Below are 16,059 nucleotides of genomic sequence, written 5' to 3'. Positions count from 1 at the left end.
GGCCGGCGCGGCGCGCGGCGGGTCAGCCGAGCCAGCCGGGACGGATCATGCCCGTCTCGTAGGCCAGCACCACCAGCTGCGCCCGGTCCCGCGCCCCGACCTTCGCCAGGATCCGGCTGACGTGCGTCTTGGCGGTGGCGGGCGACAGCACCAGCCGCCCCGCGATCTCCTCGTTCGACAGGCCCGCCGCGACCAGCTCCAGCACCTCCCGCTCCCGGTCGGTCAACGGGTCAAGCCGCTCGGCCGGGGGCGGCTTGGCGATCCGGGACGCGAACTCGGCGATCAGCCGCCGCGTCACCGTCGGCGCCAGCAGCGCGTCCCCGCGCGCCACCACCCGCACCCCGTGGATCAGCTCCGGCGGCTCGGTGTCCTTCACCAGGAACCCGCTCGCGCCCGACTTGATCGCGCTGTACACGTAGTCGTCCAGGTCGAACGTGGTGAGGATCACGACGCGGACCGCGTCCAGGCGCGGGTCGGAGGTGATCCGGCTCGTGGCCTCCAACCCGTCCAGGACGGGCATCCGGATGTCCATCAGCACCACGTCGGGACGCAGCTCCGACGCGACCCGCACCGCCTCCCGCCCGTCCCCGACCTCCGCGACGACCTCGATGTCGTCCTCGCCCGCCAGGATCGACCGGAACCCCGCCCGCACCAGCCTCTGGTCGTCGGCCAGCATCACCCGGATCACACGACCCCCCTCTCCCTCCGGCGGAGGACGCCCCCCGGCCCCTCGCGCTCCCTGCCCGCGCACGCCGCTGCCCGCCGCCGCCGCTCGTGCGCCGTCCAGCCCGCCAACCGTAGTTCAGACGGGCCCCGCCCCGCGCCGCGTCCGGCCTCACCACCGGTCGTGGCGCCCGGCGCCCCCTGACTTTCGTCAGTAACGGCCCAGATCACCGGCTTGTAGCGTGGAGCGCGTGAACACCCCCGCGTCCCTCGCCCCGACCCCAGCCCGCCCCGGCGCGGCGGCGCGGCTCGCGGAGCTGCGCGGAACGGTCCGCGCCGCGGTCCGGCGACCGTCCCGGACCGCGCTCATCACCGACGTCCTGCTGTTCGCGCTGTTCGCGTTGCCCCCGGTGATCGGCGTCCTGTCCCCGCCACCCGGACGAGGGTCGGTGCAATGGGCCGAACTCGCCGGGCTCGCCGTCCTGGCCGCCGCCGTCGCGGTCTGCCGCGCCTGGCCGACCACCGCGCTCCTCGCCGCCATGTGCCTCACCGGCCTGCACGGCAACTTCGCATTCGCCATGCCCGTCCTCGCCTACCTCACCGGCCTGCGCACCACCCGCGCGCAACCGCCGCTGCTCGGGTTCGCCGCCGTCCTCGCAGGCGGCGCCGCCCTGTCGGTCGCCCGCGGCCTGAACGTCACCTCCTGGTTCCCCGCCACCGTCTGGCTCGTCCTCCTCGGCGTCCTGCCTTGGCTCGTCGGCCGCTACTGGCGCCAATACCAGGAACTCCTGCGCGCCGGATGGGAACGCGCCGAACGCCTGGAACACCAGCAGCGCATCATCGCCGAACGCGAACGGCTCCGCGAACGCGCCCGCATCGCCCAGGACATGCACGACTCCCTCGGCCACGAACTCGCCCTCATCGCCGTCCGCGCCGGGGCCCTGCAGGTCGCACCCGGCCTCGCCGACCGGCACCGCGCCGCCGCCGCCGAACTGCGCGCCGGGGCGGCCGAGGCCACCGACCACCTTCGCGAGATCATCGGCGTCCTCCGCGACGACGCCGCACCCGCGCCCGGTGCCGAGTCTGGCGCGGCACCGGTGCGGCCCGCCCGGGAGAGCATCCCCGACCTCGTGGAACGCGCCCGCGCATCCGGCGTCCCCATCGACCTCACCATCGATACCCCCGACCGGGACGATCGGTCGTCGGCCAGCACCGCCCCGAGCGATCCGGGAGCGGACGCCCCGGCGGGGGACGACCCCCAGCCACCGCGCGAGCTGCCGCCGATGGTCGCGCTCGCCGCCCACCGCGTCGTCCAAGAGGCGATCACCAACGCCGCCAAACACGCCCCCGGCGCCGCCGTCACCGTCCGCCTCACCCACCGCGGACCCGACGAACCGATCACCGTCACCGTCGCCAACCAGGCGCCCCCCGGCGGGCCGCCGCTCCTCCCGTCCGGCGGCCACGGACTGACCGGCCTCACCGAACGCGTCCGCGTCCTCGGCGGCACCCTGCACGCCGCCCCCACCCCGGACGGCGGCTTCCAGGTCACCGCCGACATCCCCGCCACCCCCACCACCCCGGCCCCCGGCACCGGCGCGAACGCGGGGGAGTGGACGTCGGAATCGGCCCGGCACCTCGCCACCAGACGCCGCCAGGTCCGCCGCGGCCTGATCACCGCCATCGCCGTCCCCACCGCCCTCATGACCGTCCTCGGCGGCATCATGGCCGGCTACTACGCCTACACCACCCTCAACTCCGTCCTCGAACCCGCCGACTACGCCGCCCTCCACGTCGGCGACCCCGAGGACCGCGTCGCCGACACCCTCCCGCCGCTGGAGACACCCGACGCCGACGTCGTCCGCCAGACCGTCCCCGAACCCGCCCACACCCACTGCCGCTACTACCGCCCCGACTCCGGACTCCTCGGCACCGGACGCGTCTACCGCCTCTGCTTCGCCGACGGCCGCCTCACCGCCAAGAACTCCTACGACACCGCCCAGCTCAGCGCCGGACGCCCCGACGAACCCGCACACCGAAAGGACGGCCCGTGATCCGCGTCCTGCTCGCCGACGACGAAGCCATGATCCGCGCCGGCGTCCGCGCCATCCTCACCGCCGACCCCGCCATCGACGTCGTCGCCGAGGCCGTCGACCTCACCCTCCGCCACCGCCCCGACGTCACCCTCCTCGACATCCGCATGCCCCGCCTCGACGGCCTCGCCGCCGCCGCCGAACTCCGCCGCACCGCCCCCGCCACCGGCGTCATCATGCTCACCACCTTCGGCGAGGACGACTACATCGCCCAGGCCCTCGCCGGCGGCGCCAGCGGGTTCCTCCTCAAATCCGGCGACCCCCGCGAACTCATCACCGGCGTCCGCGCCGTCGCCGACGGCGCCGCCTACCTCTCCCCGAAGGTCGCCCATCGCGTCATCACCGAACTCGGCGGCGACCGCCTCACCGGCGGCGCCCGCGCCCGCCGCCGCACCGCCGACCTCACCCCACGCGAACGCGACGTCCTCGCCCTCCTCGGCGCAGGACTCCCCAACGCCGAGATCGCCGCGCGCCTCCACGTCGTCGAAGGCACCGTCAAGGCCTACGTCAGCGCGATCCTCACCCGCCTGGACGTCCGCAACCGCGTCCAAGCCGCCGTCCTCGCCTACGAAGCCGGCCTCGTCGACACCGCGACCACCGACACCTCCGGCGCCTTCACCCCAGAACCCCGCACCTGACCCGGCCCGCCTCGCGCCGACGAAGCGACCGGCTGGGCGGGGCGGTGCCCGCACCCGTCACCCCGAGGGAAATCCCAAGGGAGCGGAGCGCGGCGGCTAAGAGCCGTTAGGGCCGTACGCGCGGGTCGCGTCAGCCACGGGGCACGGGCGGCAGACCGCCCATCACGTCCGGCGACGTCACCGCCGCCTCGTCCACCAACCCCCGGCCAGGACCGCCTGCCGCAACGGACGCACCACCGGGAACGGACGCACCCACCGGCACCCGACCCGGCACGTTCCAATCCCCACCAGCAGCCACCACCGGACGCGCACCCAACAGCACCGCGCCCAGCGCCAACCCTCGCGACCACTCCACCACCGGCCGCAGCACCGCCGCCAACAGCACCGCCACCACCGAAGCCACCACGACCCCGACCAGGAACCCCGCCGCCACGTCATGCGGATAATGCACACCCACGAACACCCGCGAGAACGCCATCACCGCCGCCAGCGGCAGCACCAGCGGCGCCAACGCCCGCCACGCCACCACGATCGCCGCCGCCGACCCCGCCGCGATCGTCGCGTGATTACTCGGGAACGACCAGTCACCCGGCGACGGACACGCCGCGATGTGCACCGCCCCCGCCACCGCCCGGCACGGACGCTCCTCCTGGATCGCGTCCTTGGACACCTCGCTCACCAGATACGCCGCCACCATCGCGAACGGCGCCGCCAACGCCAGCCCCATCGACCGCGCGTCCCGGCCCCGCGCCCGCCACCAGCCCGCCACGAACAACACCCCGAACAGCAGCAGACCCGCGTCCGTCCCGACCTCGGCCACCGAATGCACCCACGACGGCGTCCCCACGGCGAACTCGGTGATCTCCCGGTATAGGTCGGCACTGAACTCCGGCGGTCCCATACTCTCCCTCACGCTCATCGACGGCCTCGTGCCCGACACCTGTGAGACACCTTGCAGACCGCCAATGTTCACCCTAGAGCCATGCCGACGTCACACTCGGCAGAAACCGCCGATCACACGCCCGACACGGAAAACCCCCGCCGCACCCGCCCCACGCTCGAGCCGCCGCTACCCCAACCGCTCACCGCTGAGGACGACCGCCGGTTCGCAGCCCCACCCCGCGCCCGCTCCGCCACACTCCCGGCCACAGCCCCCGCCGCGCCATCCGGCCCCCGCCCGACTCCGCCACCGGCCACAGAACCGGTCGCGCCTCCGGACGTAGCTCCGGACACTTCTCCTATCGGGCTTCCGCCACATCTGCGGCCACATCCCCGGTCGTGCCTCCGGTCGTGTGGTCGGACGTGCGGCGGCGGCGTATAAACCGGACGGCCTCCACCAACACCGTCACCGACAACGCCAACCCCAGGCCCACCGCCACGCCCTTCAGCGGGTCGTCCTCGAACGCCGCCCCGCCCACGTAACCCAGCAACGCCCCGTACAACGCCCACGACACCGCCGCCACCCCCGCGAACAGCGAGAACGACCGCAACCTGAACCCGACCGCGCCCATCGTCAACGTCACCGCCGTGCGCCCGCCCGGCACATACCGCGCCACCACCAGGATCAGCCCGCCCCGCTCCGCCACGGTCCGCCCCGCCCACCCGAACGCCCGATGACGCCGCGTCCCCGGCCGCGCCCGCCGCACCAGCCGACCACCCGACCCGCGCCCCAGCACATACGACACGTGATCACCCGCGAACGCGCCCAGCGCCGCCAGGACCACCACCGGCACCAACTCCGGACCACCCGACGCCGCGTACACCCCCGCCGTGATCACCATGCTCTCGCTCGGCACCACCGGGAAGAACCCGTCCAACGCCGCCACGGCGAACAGCGCCAGATAGAACCACGGCGACGTCACCGCCGTGTCCACGAAACCCATCACCCCGTCCATGGAAACGACGCTAGGAAACGAGCCACCACCCGCGAATCAGGCGAAAGACCTCCACCACCCCCGACCTTCGACAGGGCGACCCCCGGTCCTGCGAACGATGTACACCCGGATCCTCACCCCGGACGAAGAACCACCGCCCACCCACGCGCGACCCTGGAAACGACGCAGCCCACCACACCGACCGGGGGAGCGCGGACCATGGAATCCGAACCAGAACCGCCGACCGCCCACGCCCACAGTCACGCCCAGGACCAGGATCAAGGGCGGGGGCAGGACCACACGTACCAGCGCACCTCCGACCTCGTCCGCGCGTCCGACCAAGACCGCGACAGCACCGTCCAACGCCTCGGCGACGCCCTCTCCGAAGGCGCCCTCGACACCGTCGAACACCGCCGCCGCCTGCACCGCGCCCTCACCGCCGCCACCCGCGGCGACCTCCACCGCCTCACCGCCGACCTACCCGAATCCCGGGCCGCCCACGACCGCGCCGAAACCGCCCGCCGCACCGCCGAAACCGAGGCCGACAAACGCGCCTGGCTCGACGAATGGGGCTACTGGGCCGGCGGCGCCGCCATCATGACCGTCATCTGGGCCGCGTCCGCCGTCCACAAGGGGGAGTGGACGTTCTTCTGGCCCGTCGTACCCCTCGGCATCTGGGCCGCCATCCTCGTTTCCTACGCCATCTGGCCCTCACACGACGACCACTGACCCCACCAACTAAGGCACCGTCCGAAAGCCCCCGGCACCGAAAACCAGTCGCGCTCACACCCGGACGTCCACCACACTCCAAAAACCGTGGGACACCTGCACATCTTCGACATGGACGGCACACTGCTCACCGGCACCACCGCCAACCTCGAAATCGCCCGTCACCTCGGCACCCTCCCCGAACTCCACGACCTCGAAGCCCGCTTCGCCACCGGCGCCCTCGACACCCGCGCCTTCTCCACCGAGATCCACCGACTCTGGCGCGACCTCACCCCCGCCATCGTCGCCACCGCCTACACCGACGCCACCTGGCTCACCGGCATCGCCGACGTCTGCGCCGACATCCACGCCCGCGGCGAACACTCCGCCGTCATCACCATGTCGCCGGACTTCTTCGCCCACCACCTCCTCGACCTCGGCTTCGACCACGTCATCGCCTCACGCTTCCCCCCGATGCCCTTCACCGGCACCCTCGACCCGACAGGCATCCTCACCCCCGCCGACAAGGTCCACATCGCCGAACGACTCCGCACCCGCCACGCACTCACCCCCGCGCAATGCACCGCCTACGGCGACTCCATGTCGGACGCGCCCTTGTTCCGCCACCTCACCAACACCCTCGCCGTCAACGCCGACCACCACCTCGTCGACATCGCCGCCCTCCACTACAACGGCACCGACCTCACCGCCGCCTACGCCCTCGCCCGCACCTTCCAAGCCACCTGAGCTCACAACCCCCAAGCCCAAGCCCAGGTCCAGCCAGCGCCACCGGAACCACCGCGCGGCGTCGGCCTCCCCCAGGGGAGCACCGCGTACCAGGGGAGCGGCGGAACAGTCAGCCGCGGCGGCGCCCCTCCACCGGACCCAGCAGCGGATGCACCCGCATCGCCGCCTCCAACTCACCCGGAAGCTCATCCCGGTACCGGCCCAGCGTCGACAGATCCGAATGCCCCAGCACGCGCCGCACCGCGTCCATGTCCGTCGCCGCCGCCAGCAGATGCGTCGCCGTCGTATGACGCAGCCCATGCGGCGTCACACCACGCCGACGACCCGGCTCCACCCGCGCCAGCACCCGATCGATCACCCCCTGCACATCACCCCGCGCCAACCGCCGACCCCGCCATGACAACAACAGAGCCTTCGGCTCCCGCCCCCGATCCAGCAGCGCCCGCCCCTCCGCCAGATACGCGTCCAGCACCTCCGCCACCGGGTGCGGCAACGGCACGTCCCGCGTCCGCCCGCCCTTACCGAAGATCCGCCAATACCGCGTCCCCCCGTTGACGAAGAAGTCCTCCGCGTTCGCCGCCGTCAGCTCCGACACCCGCGGACCCACCGCCGCCAGCAACAACACGATCAACCCGTCCCGTAACTCCGTCCGCTGATCCGCACGACCCCCCACCCCGCCCGGCCCCGTCTCCGCCAACCCCCGCGCCGCCCCCAGCAACCCCTCCGCCTGCTCCGCCGTCAACGCCCGCCGCTCCGCCCGCAACCCCCCGCGCTGCACCGGCCGCACCGTCACCGCACCCATCGGATCGAGCTGCACCCACCCCGCCACCACCGCGTACTTGAAAAACGCCGACAACGACCGCCGGAACCGCGCCTGCGACGCCGCACTCTGCACCGGCCCCGCCACCCGCCGGTCCGGCGCCACCCCCGCCCTTCGCCGCCCGTCCGGCTTGCGCGCGAACGCCAACAGCACCTCATCGACGTCCTGACCGCCCAGATCGTCCAGCACCCGCGCCCCGCCCGCCAGCTCCGCGAACGTCAGCACGTCACGCACGTACACCTCCGCCGTCCGCGGCGTCAGCGCACCAGTCGACGTCTTCGCGCGCACCATCTCCGCGTAACGGTCGGCCGTCTCGGCCACGGTCAGACGCTGAATCTCAGAGGGACGCACCCGCCGGACGCTACCGCCCGCCACCGACAGAACCCCGCCCACCCGGGTATCACCACCACACCGGCCCCGCCGACCAGGGGAGAGGGGAGTACCAACCCAGTGCGCATCGGCACCTCCGGATGGCAGTACACCGACTGGCGCGACGTCCTCTACCCGCACGGCGTCCCACAACGGCGCTGGCTCCACCACTACGCCGACACCTTCACCACCGTCGAGAACAACAACGCCTTCTACCGCCTCCCCACGCGCGGCACCTTCGAGAACTGGCGCGACGCCACCCCCGAAGGCTTCGTCATGGCGGTCAAGGCCAGCCGCTACCTCACCCACATGAAACGCCTCCACGACCCCGCCGAACCCGTCGCCCGCCTCATGGACGCCGCCCGCGGACTCGGCGACCGGCTCGGACCCGTCCTGCTCCAACTCCCGCCCACCCTCCGCGCCGAACCCGACCGCCTCGCCGCCTGCCTGGACCTCTTCCCGGACGACGTCCGCGTCGCCGTCGAACCCCGCCACCCCTCCTGGTGGACGGACGAGACCCGCGCCGTCCTCGAACACCACGGCGCCGCCCTCTGCTGGGCCGACCGCCTCGGCCGCCCCCTCAACCCGCTCTGGCGCACGACCGACTGGCTCTACCTCCGCTTCCACGAAGGACCCGCCGAACCATGGCCCCGCTACGACGACGCCACACTCCGCTCCTGGGCAAGCGAGCTCGGACCGGCGGACAGCGACGCGTACGTGTACTTCAACAACGACCCCGGCGGCGCCGCCGTCCACGACGCCCTTGCCTTCACGGCCCTGACCAGCGACGCCCTCTGACGGCGCCCGGCGACGCGGCGCGTACATGTGGGATTCGCGGGGATAAAACCGACAAACTACGCAAACCAGACAGAATTCGGCTTCTGTCTGGTTAGATCGGACGAGTGAAAACCCCTGTGACCAGGGCGTTTCCGTAGGGGATACTCGGGAAAGTGAATGATCTTGCCCAGCCGCCGCACCTGATCAGCCCGACCACGGACGTGCGTGAATCGTTCCTGGCCGGGGAGTGGGCGAGCTGTATCGAGGACGACACCCCGACCGGCTGGCTCGAACCGGCCCAGGACGACTTCGCCGCTTTCGTCGCCGAGCGCCGCGGCGTCCGGGAACGGTGGGGCGTGCCGTGTACGACGTTCTGGTACGTGTCCGGTGAGCAGTACATCGGGACGTTGATCGTCCGGCATGCGCTGACGCCCGAACTGGCCGAGGCCGGCGGGCACATCGGTTATCACGTCGTTCCGGCGTGGCGGCGCCGCGGGCACGCGACCCGGATGCTAGCCGGTGGCCTGGCCGAATGCCGGCGGCTCGGCCTGGATCGCGTGCTGCTCACATGCGCCGCCGACAACGAGCCGTCCCGCCGCGTGATCGTGGCGAACGGCGGCGTCCCGGCGGGCCGTGTGCGCGGTGAGGATCGGTTCTGGATCGCATTGGATTCTGCCTGATTCGCCCTGCTTCTGTGAGCTTGACCGTTGGTCGATAATGAACATTATGTTAAGTAGTGGCGTACGCGAGGGCGAGAAGGGGCTCCGCCCGGGTGATCTTGTCGATGCTCACGCCGCGTCGCTACAGTGCGGGACGTCCCACGAACCCGACCAAGGCGGTGGGCGTCGTTGATCCCCGCGATCCCTGAGCGTTTCGTCCGGGCGTTGGACTGTTTCGAGGCGGTCCTGGACGCCGTGCCCGCGGACCGGTGGTTCTCGCCGTCGCCGTGTGAGGGCTGGTCCGCGATCGATGTGGCCGGGCATGTCACCGCCGGTTTGATCGTGGTGGAGTTGCGCGCCGCCGGTCGCCCGCTCCCCCAGGACGATCCCGACTGGCGCGAGGTGGCGGGCGCCGATCCGGTGGCGAGCTGGCGGGCGACGCGTGCGCGGATGACGGCGGTGTTGACTCCGGAGGCGCTGGCGCAGCCGATTCTGCTGGGTTTCGGGCAGCGGGTGGCGTTGAGCGAGTGGTTGGACGGTTATCCGCAGGAGTTGCTCGTCCACTCGTGGGATCTGGCGGAGGCGACCGGGCAGCAGGTGGTGTTCGATCCGGACCTGGCGCGGCACGCGCTGGAGAGGGCCGAGTCGTTGGCGTCGCGTGGGCGTGAGGCGGGGTTCGTGGGTCCGGAGTTGGACGTGCCGGACGGCGCGGACGATCAGGCGCGTCTGCTCGCGTTGTACGGCCGCACTCCCCTGTCCACCTGAACAGCGTCTCGGGTCGGGCCCTGTCCGGCGGTCGTGCGAAAGGCGCGGAGCGTCGGCGCGTCAGCGAAGGCGGCCTCCCCGCAGCCACTCCCCTCCCCCGGCCCGCCCGTGCCGGGGTTTTTCAGGCCGCCCTTCTGGTGGTCGTTCTTTGGGTGGTGGGCGTGGCGTCGTCGTGTACTGCGGGAGATGTAGCGGCCGGGTGGACGTAACGCGGAAGGTGTAGGGCGGTTGACTGCTCGGGCCCGATTCGCGCGGGTGGTGTGAGGGTCGAGGATCGTGGGGGCGTTTCGGGCGATCCTTTGGAGTGTGTGCTGGTGGGCGGGGACGGGCTGGGGTTGGCGCAGGTGCAGTTCGCGCTGACGGCGGGGACGCATTTCCTGTTCGTGGCGTTGACGCTGGGATTGGCGACGCTGGTGGCGTTGATGCAGACGCGCGCGGTGGTGTCGGGCGGCGCGGTGCATGAGCGGATGGTGCGTTTCTGGGGCCAGTTGTATGTGGTGAATTATGCGGTGGGTATTGTCACCGGTCTGGTGATGGAATTCCAGTTCGGTTTGAACTGGTCGGGGATGTCGCGGGTGACGGGGAGCGTTTTCGGGGCGCCGTTGGCGCTGGAGACGATCGTGGCGTTCTTCGTGGAGTCGACGTTTTTGGGTTTGTGGATTTTCGGGTGGGACCGGCTGAACCGGTGGGTGCATCTGGGGTTGATCTGGGTGGTGACGCTGACGGCTTACCTGTCGGCGTATTTCGTGTTGGTTGCGAATGGGTGGCTGCAGCGTCCGGTGGGTTTCGAGATGGTGGGCGGTGTGGCGCGGTTGACGGACGCGGGGGCGTTGTTGACGAATCCGACGGCCGTGGTGGCGTTCTTCCATGTGCTGTTCGGGGGTTTGCTGACGGCGGGGTTCTTTGTGGCGGGCGTGAGTGGTTATCACCTGTTGCGGCGGACGGCGGAGGTGGAGTTCTTCCGGCGGTCGATGCGGGTCGGTTTGGTGACGGTGATCGTGTCGGTGATGCCGGTGGTGATTTTCGGGGGGATGCAGTTCGAGTACGTCCAGCCGACGAAGAGCGGTGGGCATGATGCGGCCGCGGCGGTGGCGGATTTCACCGCGCGGTTCGGGCCGGACGATTACACGCCGCCGGGTCTGACGGATGTGGGTGCGGGCCTGATGATGGGCATGTGGTCGCTGATGATCTTGGTTGCGGCGGTCGCGTTGGTGAAGGTGTGGTTCGGCCGGTGGCTGGTGCGCGGCCGGGTTTTCCACATTTTGATGATCGCTTCCGTGCCGCTGCCGTATGTGGCGATGCTGTCGGGGTGGGTGTTCCGGGAGGTGGGGCGGCAGCCGTGGACGGTGTACGGGGTGCTGAAGACGCGGGACGCGTTGTCGCCGGGAGTGGGGTCGGGTGCGTTGGCGGCGTCGTTCGTGGTGTTCACGGTGTTGTTCGCGGGGTTGTTCGTGGTGAACGGGTGGCTGCTGGCGCGGTTCGCGCGGCGGGGCCCGGGTGGTGCGGGGTTGGGCGGGTCTCCCCCGGCGGATCCGGCGGACCCGGTGGAGCCGCCGGTGTTGTCTCCGACGTTCTGACGGTCTGGCGTTCCGAGGCGGATGACGGGAGCTTGGGTGATGGAGTCTCTTGCTGTGGTGCTGCTGGCGGTGTTCTCGGCCGGGTACCTGGTGCTGGCGGGGGCGGATGTCGGGGTGGGGATGCTGCTGCCGTGGCTGGGCCGCGACGAGCGGGAGCGGCGGTTGGTGATCGCGTCGTTCGCGCCGTTCTTCCTGGGTAACGAGGTGTGGCTGGTGGCGGCGGCGGGGTTGGCGGCCGGTGCGTTCCCGGGGTTGGAGCACGAGCTGCTGACGGAGTTGTATCCGCTGTTCGTGGTGTTGCTGGTCGGTTGGGTCGTGCGGGACATGGGGCTGTGGCTGCGGGGCCGGGTGGACGCGGCGGCGTGGCGGGTCGTGTGGGACGGCGCGGTGGTGGCGGGGAGTTGGGCGCTGGCGTTGGCGTGGGGGTCGGTGCTGGGTTCGGTGTTGGGTGGCGGTGGGTTGAACGCGGGGAGCGTGCTGGGTCTGCCGTTGGCGTTGGTGTTCGCGTGGCATGGGGCGGGGTTCGCGCGGTGGCGGCTGCCGGTGGGTCTGGCGGGGCGTGCGGCGCGGGTCGGTGGGGTGCCGTCGCGGTACGGGGTGTCGGCGGTGGTGCTGGCGGTGGCTCCCGTGGTGGCGGGTGTGCGGTTGCCGTGGTCGGAGTCGGCGGCGGACGGTGCGGGGTTGACGATGACGGCGGTGGTGACGGTGGTGGTGCTGCCGTTGCTGGTGGCGGCGCAGGCGTTGGTGTGGTGGACGTTCCGGGGGCGGGTGGAGTCGCCCTCCTACCTGTAGGCGGCGTGGTGAAGGCGGTGGAGCGGCGTCTGCTGCGGCTGGTCCCTCGGCGGGTCGTGGTGGGGCTGGGTGTGCTGGCGGTGGGGCAGGGTGTCCTGCTGGTGGTGCAGGCGGAGTTGCTGGTGCGTGCGGTGGCGGGGTTGGACGCGGGTCCGTTGCCGTGGTTGGCGGGTGTGGTGGCGGGCCGTGCGGTGCTGGCGTGGGCGGTGGCGCTGGTGGCCGGGCATGCGGCGGCGCGGGTGAAGCGTGGTCTGCGGGAGGCGCTGCTCCGGTGTCCGGCCGGGGAGACGGGCGCGGGTGGGGTCGCGGGGTCGCGGGTGACGTTGCTGACGCGCGGTCTGGACGGCGTGGACCCGTTCTTCACCGGTTATGTGCCGCAGTTGCTGGCGGCGTGTGTGGTGCCGGTGGTGGTGTTGGCGCGGCTGGCGTGGGCGGACTGGGCTTCGGGTCTGGTCGTGGCGGTGACTGTGCCGCTGGTTCCGGTGTTCGGTGCGCTGGTGGGGTTGCGGACGGCGGTGTTGACGGGTCGGCAGTGGGGGCTGCTGGAGCGGTTGGGTGGGCATTTCCGGGACGTGCTGGCGGGTCTGTCGACGTTGCGGGCGTTCGGGCGGGTGGCGCATCAGTCGGGGGTGGTGCGGGAGCTGGCGGACGGTCATCGGCGGGCGAGTGTGCGGGCGTTGCGGGTGGCGTTCCTGTCGTCGCTGGTGGTGGAGCTGGTGTGTGCGTTGTCGGTGGCTCTGGTGGCGGTGCCGGTGGGGTTGCGGCTGCTGGACGGGTCGTTGGCGCTGTCGGTGGGTTTGCTGGTGCTGGTGTTGACGCCGGAGGTGTTTCTGCCGTTGCGGGCGTTGGGTCAGCGGTTCCATGCGAGTGCGGAGGGTGTGGTGGCGGCGGGTGAGGCGTTCGCGGCGCTGGATGCCCCGCTGCCGGTGGCGCGGGACGGGCGGGTCATTGCTGAGGTGGGGGCGCCGTCGTTGGAGCTGCGGGGGGTGACCGTCCGGTATCCGGGGTCGCGGGAGGTGGCGCTGGACGGGGTGTCGTTGCGGGTGGACGCGGGTGAGCGGGTGGCGGTGACGGGTCCGTCGGGGGCGGGCAAGTCGACGCTGCTTCTGGTGTTGGCGGGCCTGGTGGTTCCGGAGTCGGGGCAAGTGCTGGTGGACGGCGTCGACTTGGCGGATCTGGACCTAGCGGCGTGGCGGGCGCGGCTGGGGTGGGTGCCGCAGCGTCCGCATTTGTTCGCGGGGTCGGTGGCCGACAACATCCGGCTGGGCGATCCGGACGCTGACGACGGGCGGGTGGTGGAGGCCGCGCGGGCGGCGGCCGCGGCGGAGTTCGTGGAGGCGTTGCCGGACGGGTATTCGACGGTGCTCGGTGAGGGTGGCGCCGGGTTGTCGGCGGGTCAGCGGCAGCGGCTGGCGGTGGCGCGGGCGTGGCTGTCGGGTGGTCCGGTGGTGTTGTGGGACGAGCCGACGGCGCGGCTGGATCTGCGGAGCGAGCGGGTGCTGGTGGACGCGGCGGAGAGGTTGCTGGCAGGTCGGACGGCGGTGCTGGTGGCGCATCGTCCGGCGCTGGTGGCGGTGGCCGACCGGGTGGTGCGCCTGGACGGCGGCCGAGTGGTCGCGGCAGACCAGGCGGCTCCGAAGGACGCGACGGGCGCGGAGGTAGCGGCGTGACCGCGGTGAAGCGCAGATCACCCCACCACCTCTCTCAGGTGCGGAGCAGGCCGATCGTGGTGGGGCGGGGATCGCGGTGTCGTGCTCTTGGGGGTCTGGGAGGCGGGCGTCTGTGGGGTGGGGTGGCGTGACGGGGGTGTGGGGTGTGGTGCGGCCGCAGGCGGTGCGGCTGGTTGCGGCGGGGGTCGCGGGGGCGGCGGCGGAGTTGTGCGGGCTGGGGCTGGTCGCGGCTGCGGCGTGGCTGATCGCGCGGGCGGCGCAGCGGCCGGAGTTGGCGGCGTTGTCGTTGGCGATCGTGGCGGTGCGGGGGTTCGCGCTGGCGAAGGGGACGCTGCGGTATGCGGAGCGGCTGGCGGGGCATGACGCGGCGTTGCGGGTGATGGCGGAGTTGCGGGGGCGGGTGTTCGATGCGCTGGCGGCGGGTCCTGCGGGGCGGCGGAGGGTGCGGGACGGTGATGCGCTGACGCGGATGGTGTCGGATGTCGACGCCGTTCAGGATCTGCTGCTGCGGTGTGTGCTGCCGGGGGTGGCGGCGGTGGTGTGCGGGGCCGCGGGCGTGGTGGTGTGCGGTCTGGTCGCGGCGTCGGGCGCGGGGGTGCTGGCGGTGGGGCTCGTGGTCGCGGGCGTTGTCGTGCCGTGGGCGGCGGCGGTGGCCGGGGGGCGGGCGGCTGTGCGGGCCGCGGCGGGGCGGGAGGCGCTGGCGGTGCGGTCGTTGGACGTCCTGGAGGGGGCCGCTGATCTGGCGGTGTTCGGTGCGGCGGACCGGTTCGCGGCGCGGGCCGGGGACGCGGCGGCGCGGCTGGAGGCCGCGGAGCGGTCGGCGGCGCGGGTGTCGGCGTGGGCGGCCGCGTCCGGGTTCGCGGTGCAGGGTGTGACGGTGGCGGCGGTGACGTGGGCGGGGCTGCGTGCCGGGGTGGACGAGGTGGGCGCGGCGGTGTTGGCGTTGACGTCGCTGGTGGCGGTGGAGTCGGTGTTGCCGATGGCGGAGGCGGCGCGGCGGTTGCGGGAGGTGGTTCCTGCGGTGCGGCGGGTGGGGGCGGTGCTGGCCGCTCCCCCGGAGGTCGTCCCGGCGGGGCCGGTGCGGGTTCCGGCGGGTCCGCTGGGCGTGGAGCTGCGCGGGGTGCGGGTCGCCTTCGGCGGTGCGGTCGCGTTGGACGGCCTGGACCTGCGGGTGGAGGCGGGCCGCCGCGTCGCGGTGGTCGGGGCGAGCGGCGCGGGGAAGAGCACGCTTCTGGCGGCGGTGTCCGGGGACGTGCCGGTGGTGGCGGGGACGGTGGAGCTGGGCGGGCGTCCGCTGTCGCGGTGCGCGCCGGACGATGTGCGGGCGGCGGTGCGGGGCTTGGCGCAGGACGCGCACGTGTTCGCGGGGACGGTGCGGGCGAACCTGCTGCTGGCCCGTCCCGGCGCTGACATGGCGCGGCTGCGGGCGGCGGCGCAGCGGGCCCGGTTCCTGGAGGTGGTGGAGGCGTTGCCGGACGGGTGGGACACGGTCGTCGGCGCGGGCGGGCGGGGCCTGTCGGGCGGGCAGCGGCAGAGGTTGCTGCTGGCGCGGGCGCTGCTGGCCGACCCGCCGGTCCTCGTGCTGGACGAGCCGACGGAGGCGCTGGATCCGGCGGTGGCGGACGCGCTGACCCGCGACCTGCTGTCCGAGCCGCGCGGTGGGACGGTTCTGCTGGTCACGCACCGGCTCGCCGCGCTGGACGCCGCCGACGAGGTCGTGCTGCTGGACCGCGGCCGCGTCGTCCAGCGCGGGCGGCACGAGGATCTCCTCACCGTCCCGGGCGCCTACCGGGACCTGTGGGACGCCGAACAACTCACCACCACCGTTTAGACGTCCCGCCGACCCGCTGATCAGCGCAGACCACGGTCAGCCGGACGCTCGACCAGACAGACTGCCGGTCGACGGTCCG

Annotated in this window: 15 protein-coding genes; 11 read left to right on the top strand and 4 right to left on the bottom strand. The window is 72.5% G+C overall.

Annotated elements, in window-relative coordinates:
* Positions 1 to 22: 22 nt before the first annotated feature.
* Positions 23 to 688: a response regulator gene (locus FXF65_RS08550; protein ID WP_148349169.1), complete on the bottom strand. Its 666-nt coding sequence runs from the start codon at positions 686 to 688 to the stop codon at positions 23 to 25.
* A gap of 226 nt (positions 689 to 914) precedes the next feature.
* On the opposite strand from FXF65_RS08550, the gene FXF65_RS08545 reads away from it, so the two are divergent.
* The gene (locus tag FXF65_RS08545) at positions 915 to 2,714 is read left to right on the top strand and encodes a sensor histidine kinase (RefSeq protein ID WP_148349168.1); all 1,800 of its coding nucleotides are present in this window, start codon (positions 915 to 917) and stop codon (positions 2,712 to 2,714) included.
* The gene (locus tag FXF65_RS08540; RefSeq protein ID WP_148349167.1) at positions 2,711 to 3,391 is read left to right on the top strand and encodes a response regulator; all 681 of its coding nucleotides are present in this window, start codon (positions 2,711 to 2,713) and stop codon (positions 3,389 to 3,391) included. The genes FXF65_RS08545 and FXF65_RS08540 overlap by 4 nt, the downstream gene beginning before the upstream one ends.
* Before the next feature lie 130 nt (positions 3,392 to 3,521).
* Here FXF65_RS08540 and FXF65_RS08535 read toward each other — a convergent pair whose 3' ends face one another.
* Positions 3,522 to 4,331 (bottom strand): phosphatase PAP2 family protein, encoded by an 810-nt coding sequence (locus tag FXF65_RS08535; protein WP_246198428.1) that lies wholly within the window; start codon positions 4,329 to 4,331, stop codon positions 3,522 to 3,524.
* 298 nt (positions 4,332 to 4,629) lie between these two features.
* Positions 4,630 to 5,286 carry a DedA family protein gene (locus FXF65_RS08530; RefSeq protein ID WP_246198427.1) on the bottom strand — a complete coding sequence of 219 codons (657 nt, stop codon included), beginning with the start codon at positions 5,284 to 5,286 and terminating at the stop codon, positions 4,630 to 4,632.
* Between the two features lie 198 nt (positions 5,287 to 5,484).
* Between FXF65_RS08530 and FXF65_RS08525 the strand changes: the two genes are divergently transcribed.
* Together FXF65_RS08525 and FXF65_RS08520 are read left to right on the top strand one after the other, a co-directional pair.
* Positions 5,485 to 5,994 (top strand): DUF1707 SHOCT-like domain-containing protein, encoded by a 510-nt coding sequence (locus tag FXF65_RS08525; protein ID WP_148349166.1) that lies wholly within the window; start codon positions 5,485 to 5,487, stop codon positions 5,992 to 5,994.
* Positions 5,995 to 6,081: 87 nt separating this feature from the next.
* Complete coding sequence (locus FXF65_RS08520) at positions 6,082 to 6,720, top strand: HAD family hydrolase (RefSeq protein ID WP_148349165.1); 639 nt, start codon at positions 6,082 to 6,084, stop codon at positions 6,718 to 6,720.
* A 109-nt stretch (positions 6,721 to 6,829) separates the two neighbouring features.
* On the opposite strand, the gene FXF65_RS45815 is transcribed toward FXF65_RS08520, so the two are convergent.
* The gene (locus FXF65_RS45815; RefSeq protein ID WP_281288891.1) at positions 6,830 to 7,861 is read right to left on the bottom strand and encodes a tyrosine-type recombinase/integrase; all 1,032 of its coding nucleotides are present in this window, start codon (positions 7,859 to 7,861) and stop codon (positions 6,830 to 6,832) included.
* Between the two features lie 129 nt (positions 7,862 to 7,990).
* Here FXF65_RS45815 and FXF65_RS08510 point away from each other — a divergent pair, with 129 nt between their 5' ends.
* The 7 genes from FXF65_RS08510 to cydC all read left to right on the top strand — a co-directional run bounded on the left by FXF65_RS08510 (position 7,991) and on the right by cydC (position 15,980).
* A complete protein-coding gene (locus tag FXF65_RS08510) occupies positions 7,991 to 8,707 on the top strand; it encodes a DUF72 domain-containing protein (protein ID WP_246198426.1) in 717 nt (238 codons plus the stop codon).
* 152 nt (positions 8,708 to 8,859) lie between these two features.
* The gene (locus tag FXF65_RS08505; protein ID WP_148349162.1) at positions 8,860 to 9,366 is read left to right on the top strand and encodes a GNAT family N-acetyltransferase; all 507 of its coding nucleotides are present in this window, start codon (positions 8,860 to 8,862) and stop codon (positions 9,364 to 9,366) included.
* A 204-nt stretch (positions 9,367 to 9,570) separates the two neighbouring features.
* The gene (locus FXF65_RS08500; RefSeq protein ID WP_187412177.1) at positions 9,571 to 10,110 is read left to right on the top strand and encodes a TIGR03086 family metal-binding protein; all 540 of its coding nucleotides are present in this window, start codon (positions 9,571 to 9,573) and stop codon (positions 10,108 to 10,110) included.
* Positions 10,111 to 10,424: 314 nt separating this feature from the next.
* Entirely contained in the window at positions 10,425 to 11,687 is a 1,263-nt protein-coding gene (locus FXF65_RS08495; protein WP_148349160.1) for a cytochrome ubiquinol oxidase subunit I, read from the top strand.
* 39 nt (positions 11,688 to 11,726) lie between these two features.
* A complete protein-coding gene (locus FXF65_RS08490; protein ID WP_148349159.1) occupies positions 11,727 to 12,479 on the top strand; it encodes a cytochrome d ubiquinol oxidase subunit II in 753 nt (250 codons plus the stop codon).
* 8 nt (positions 12,480 to 12,487) lie between these two features.
* The gene (gene cydD / locus FXF65_RS08485; RefSeq protein WP_222868440.1) at positions 12,488 to 14,149 is read left to right on the top strand and encodes a thiol reductant ABC exporter subunit CydD; all 1,662 of its coding nucleotides are present in this window, start codon (positions 12,488 to 12,490) and stop codon (positions 14,147 to 14,149) included.
* Between the two features lie 127 nt (positions 14,150 to 14,276).
* Complete coding sequence (cydC, locus tag FXF65_RS08480) at positions 14,277 to 15,980, top strand: thiol reductant ABC exporter subunit CydC (protein WP_246198425.1); 1,704 nt, start codon at positions 14,277 to 14,279, stop codon at positions 15,978 to 15,980.
* Positions 15,981 to 16,059 lie beyond the last annotated feature (79 nt).

It is taken from the genome of Actinomadura syzygii (assembly GCF_008085905.1).
Taxonomy (GTDB): Bacteria; Actinomycetota; Actinomycetes; order Streptosporangiales; family Streptosporangiaceae; genus Spirillospora; species Spirillospora syzygii.
This window is presented reverse-complemented; position numbering and strand designations above follow the sequence as displayed.

What these genes read in the sequence shown, in the direction of transcription:
- FXF65_RS08530 (WP_246198427.1), bottom strand. Translation starts at nt 5,286, where the DNA reads ATGGACGGGGTGATGGGTTTCGTGGACACGGCGGTGACGTCGCCGTGG.
- FXF65_RS08490 (WP_148349159.1), top strand. Translation starts at nt 11,727, where the DNA reads ATGGAGTCTCTTGCTGTGGTGCTGCTGGCGGTGTTCTCGGCCGGGTAC.
- FXF65_RS08525 (WP_148349166.1), top strand. Translation starts at nt 5,485, where the DNA reads ATGGAATCCGAACCAGAACCGCCGACCGCCCACGCCCACAGTCACGCC.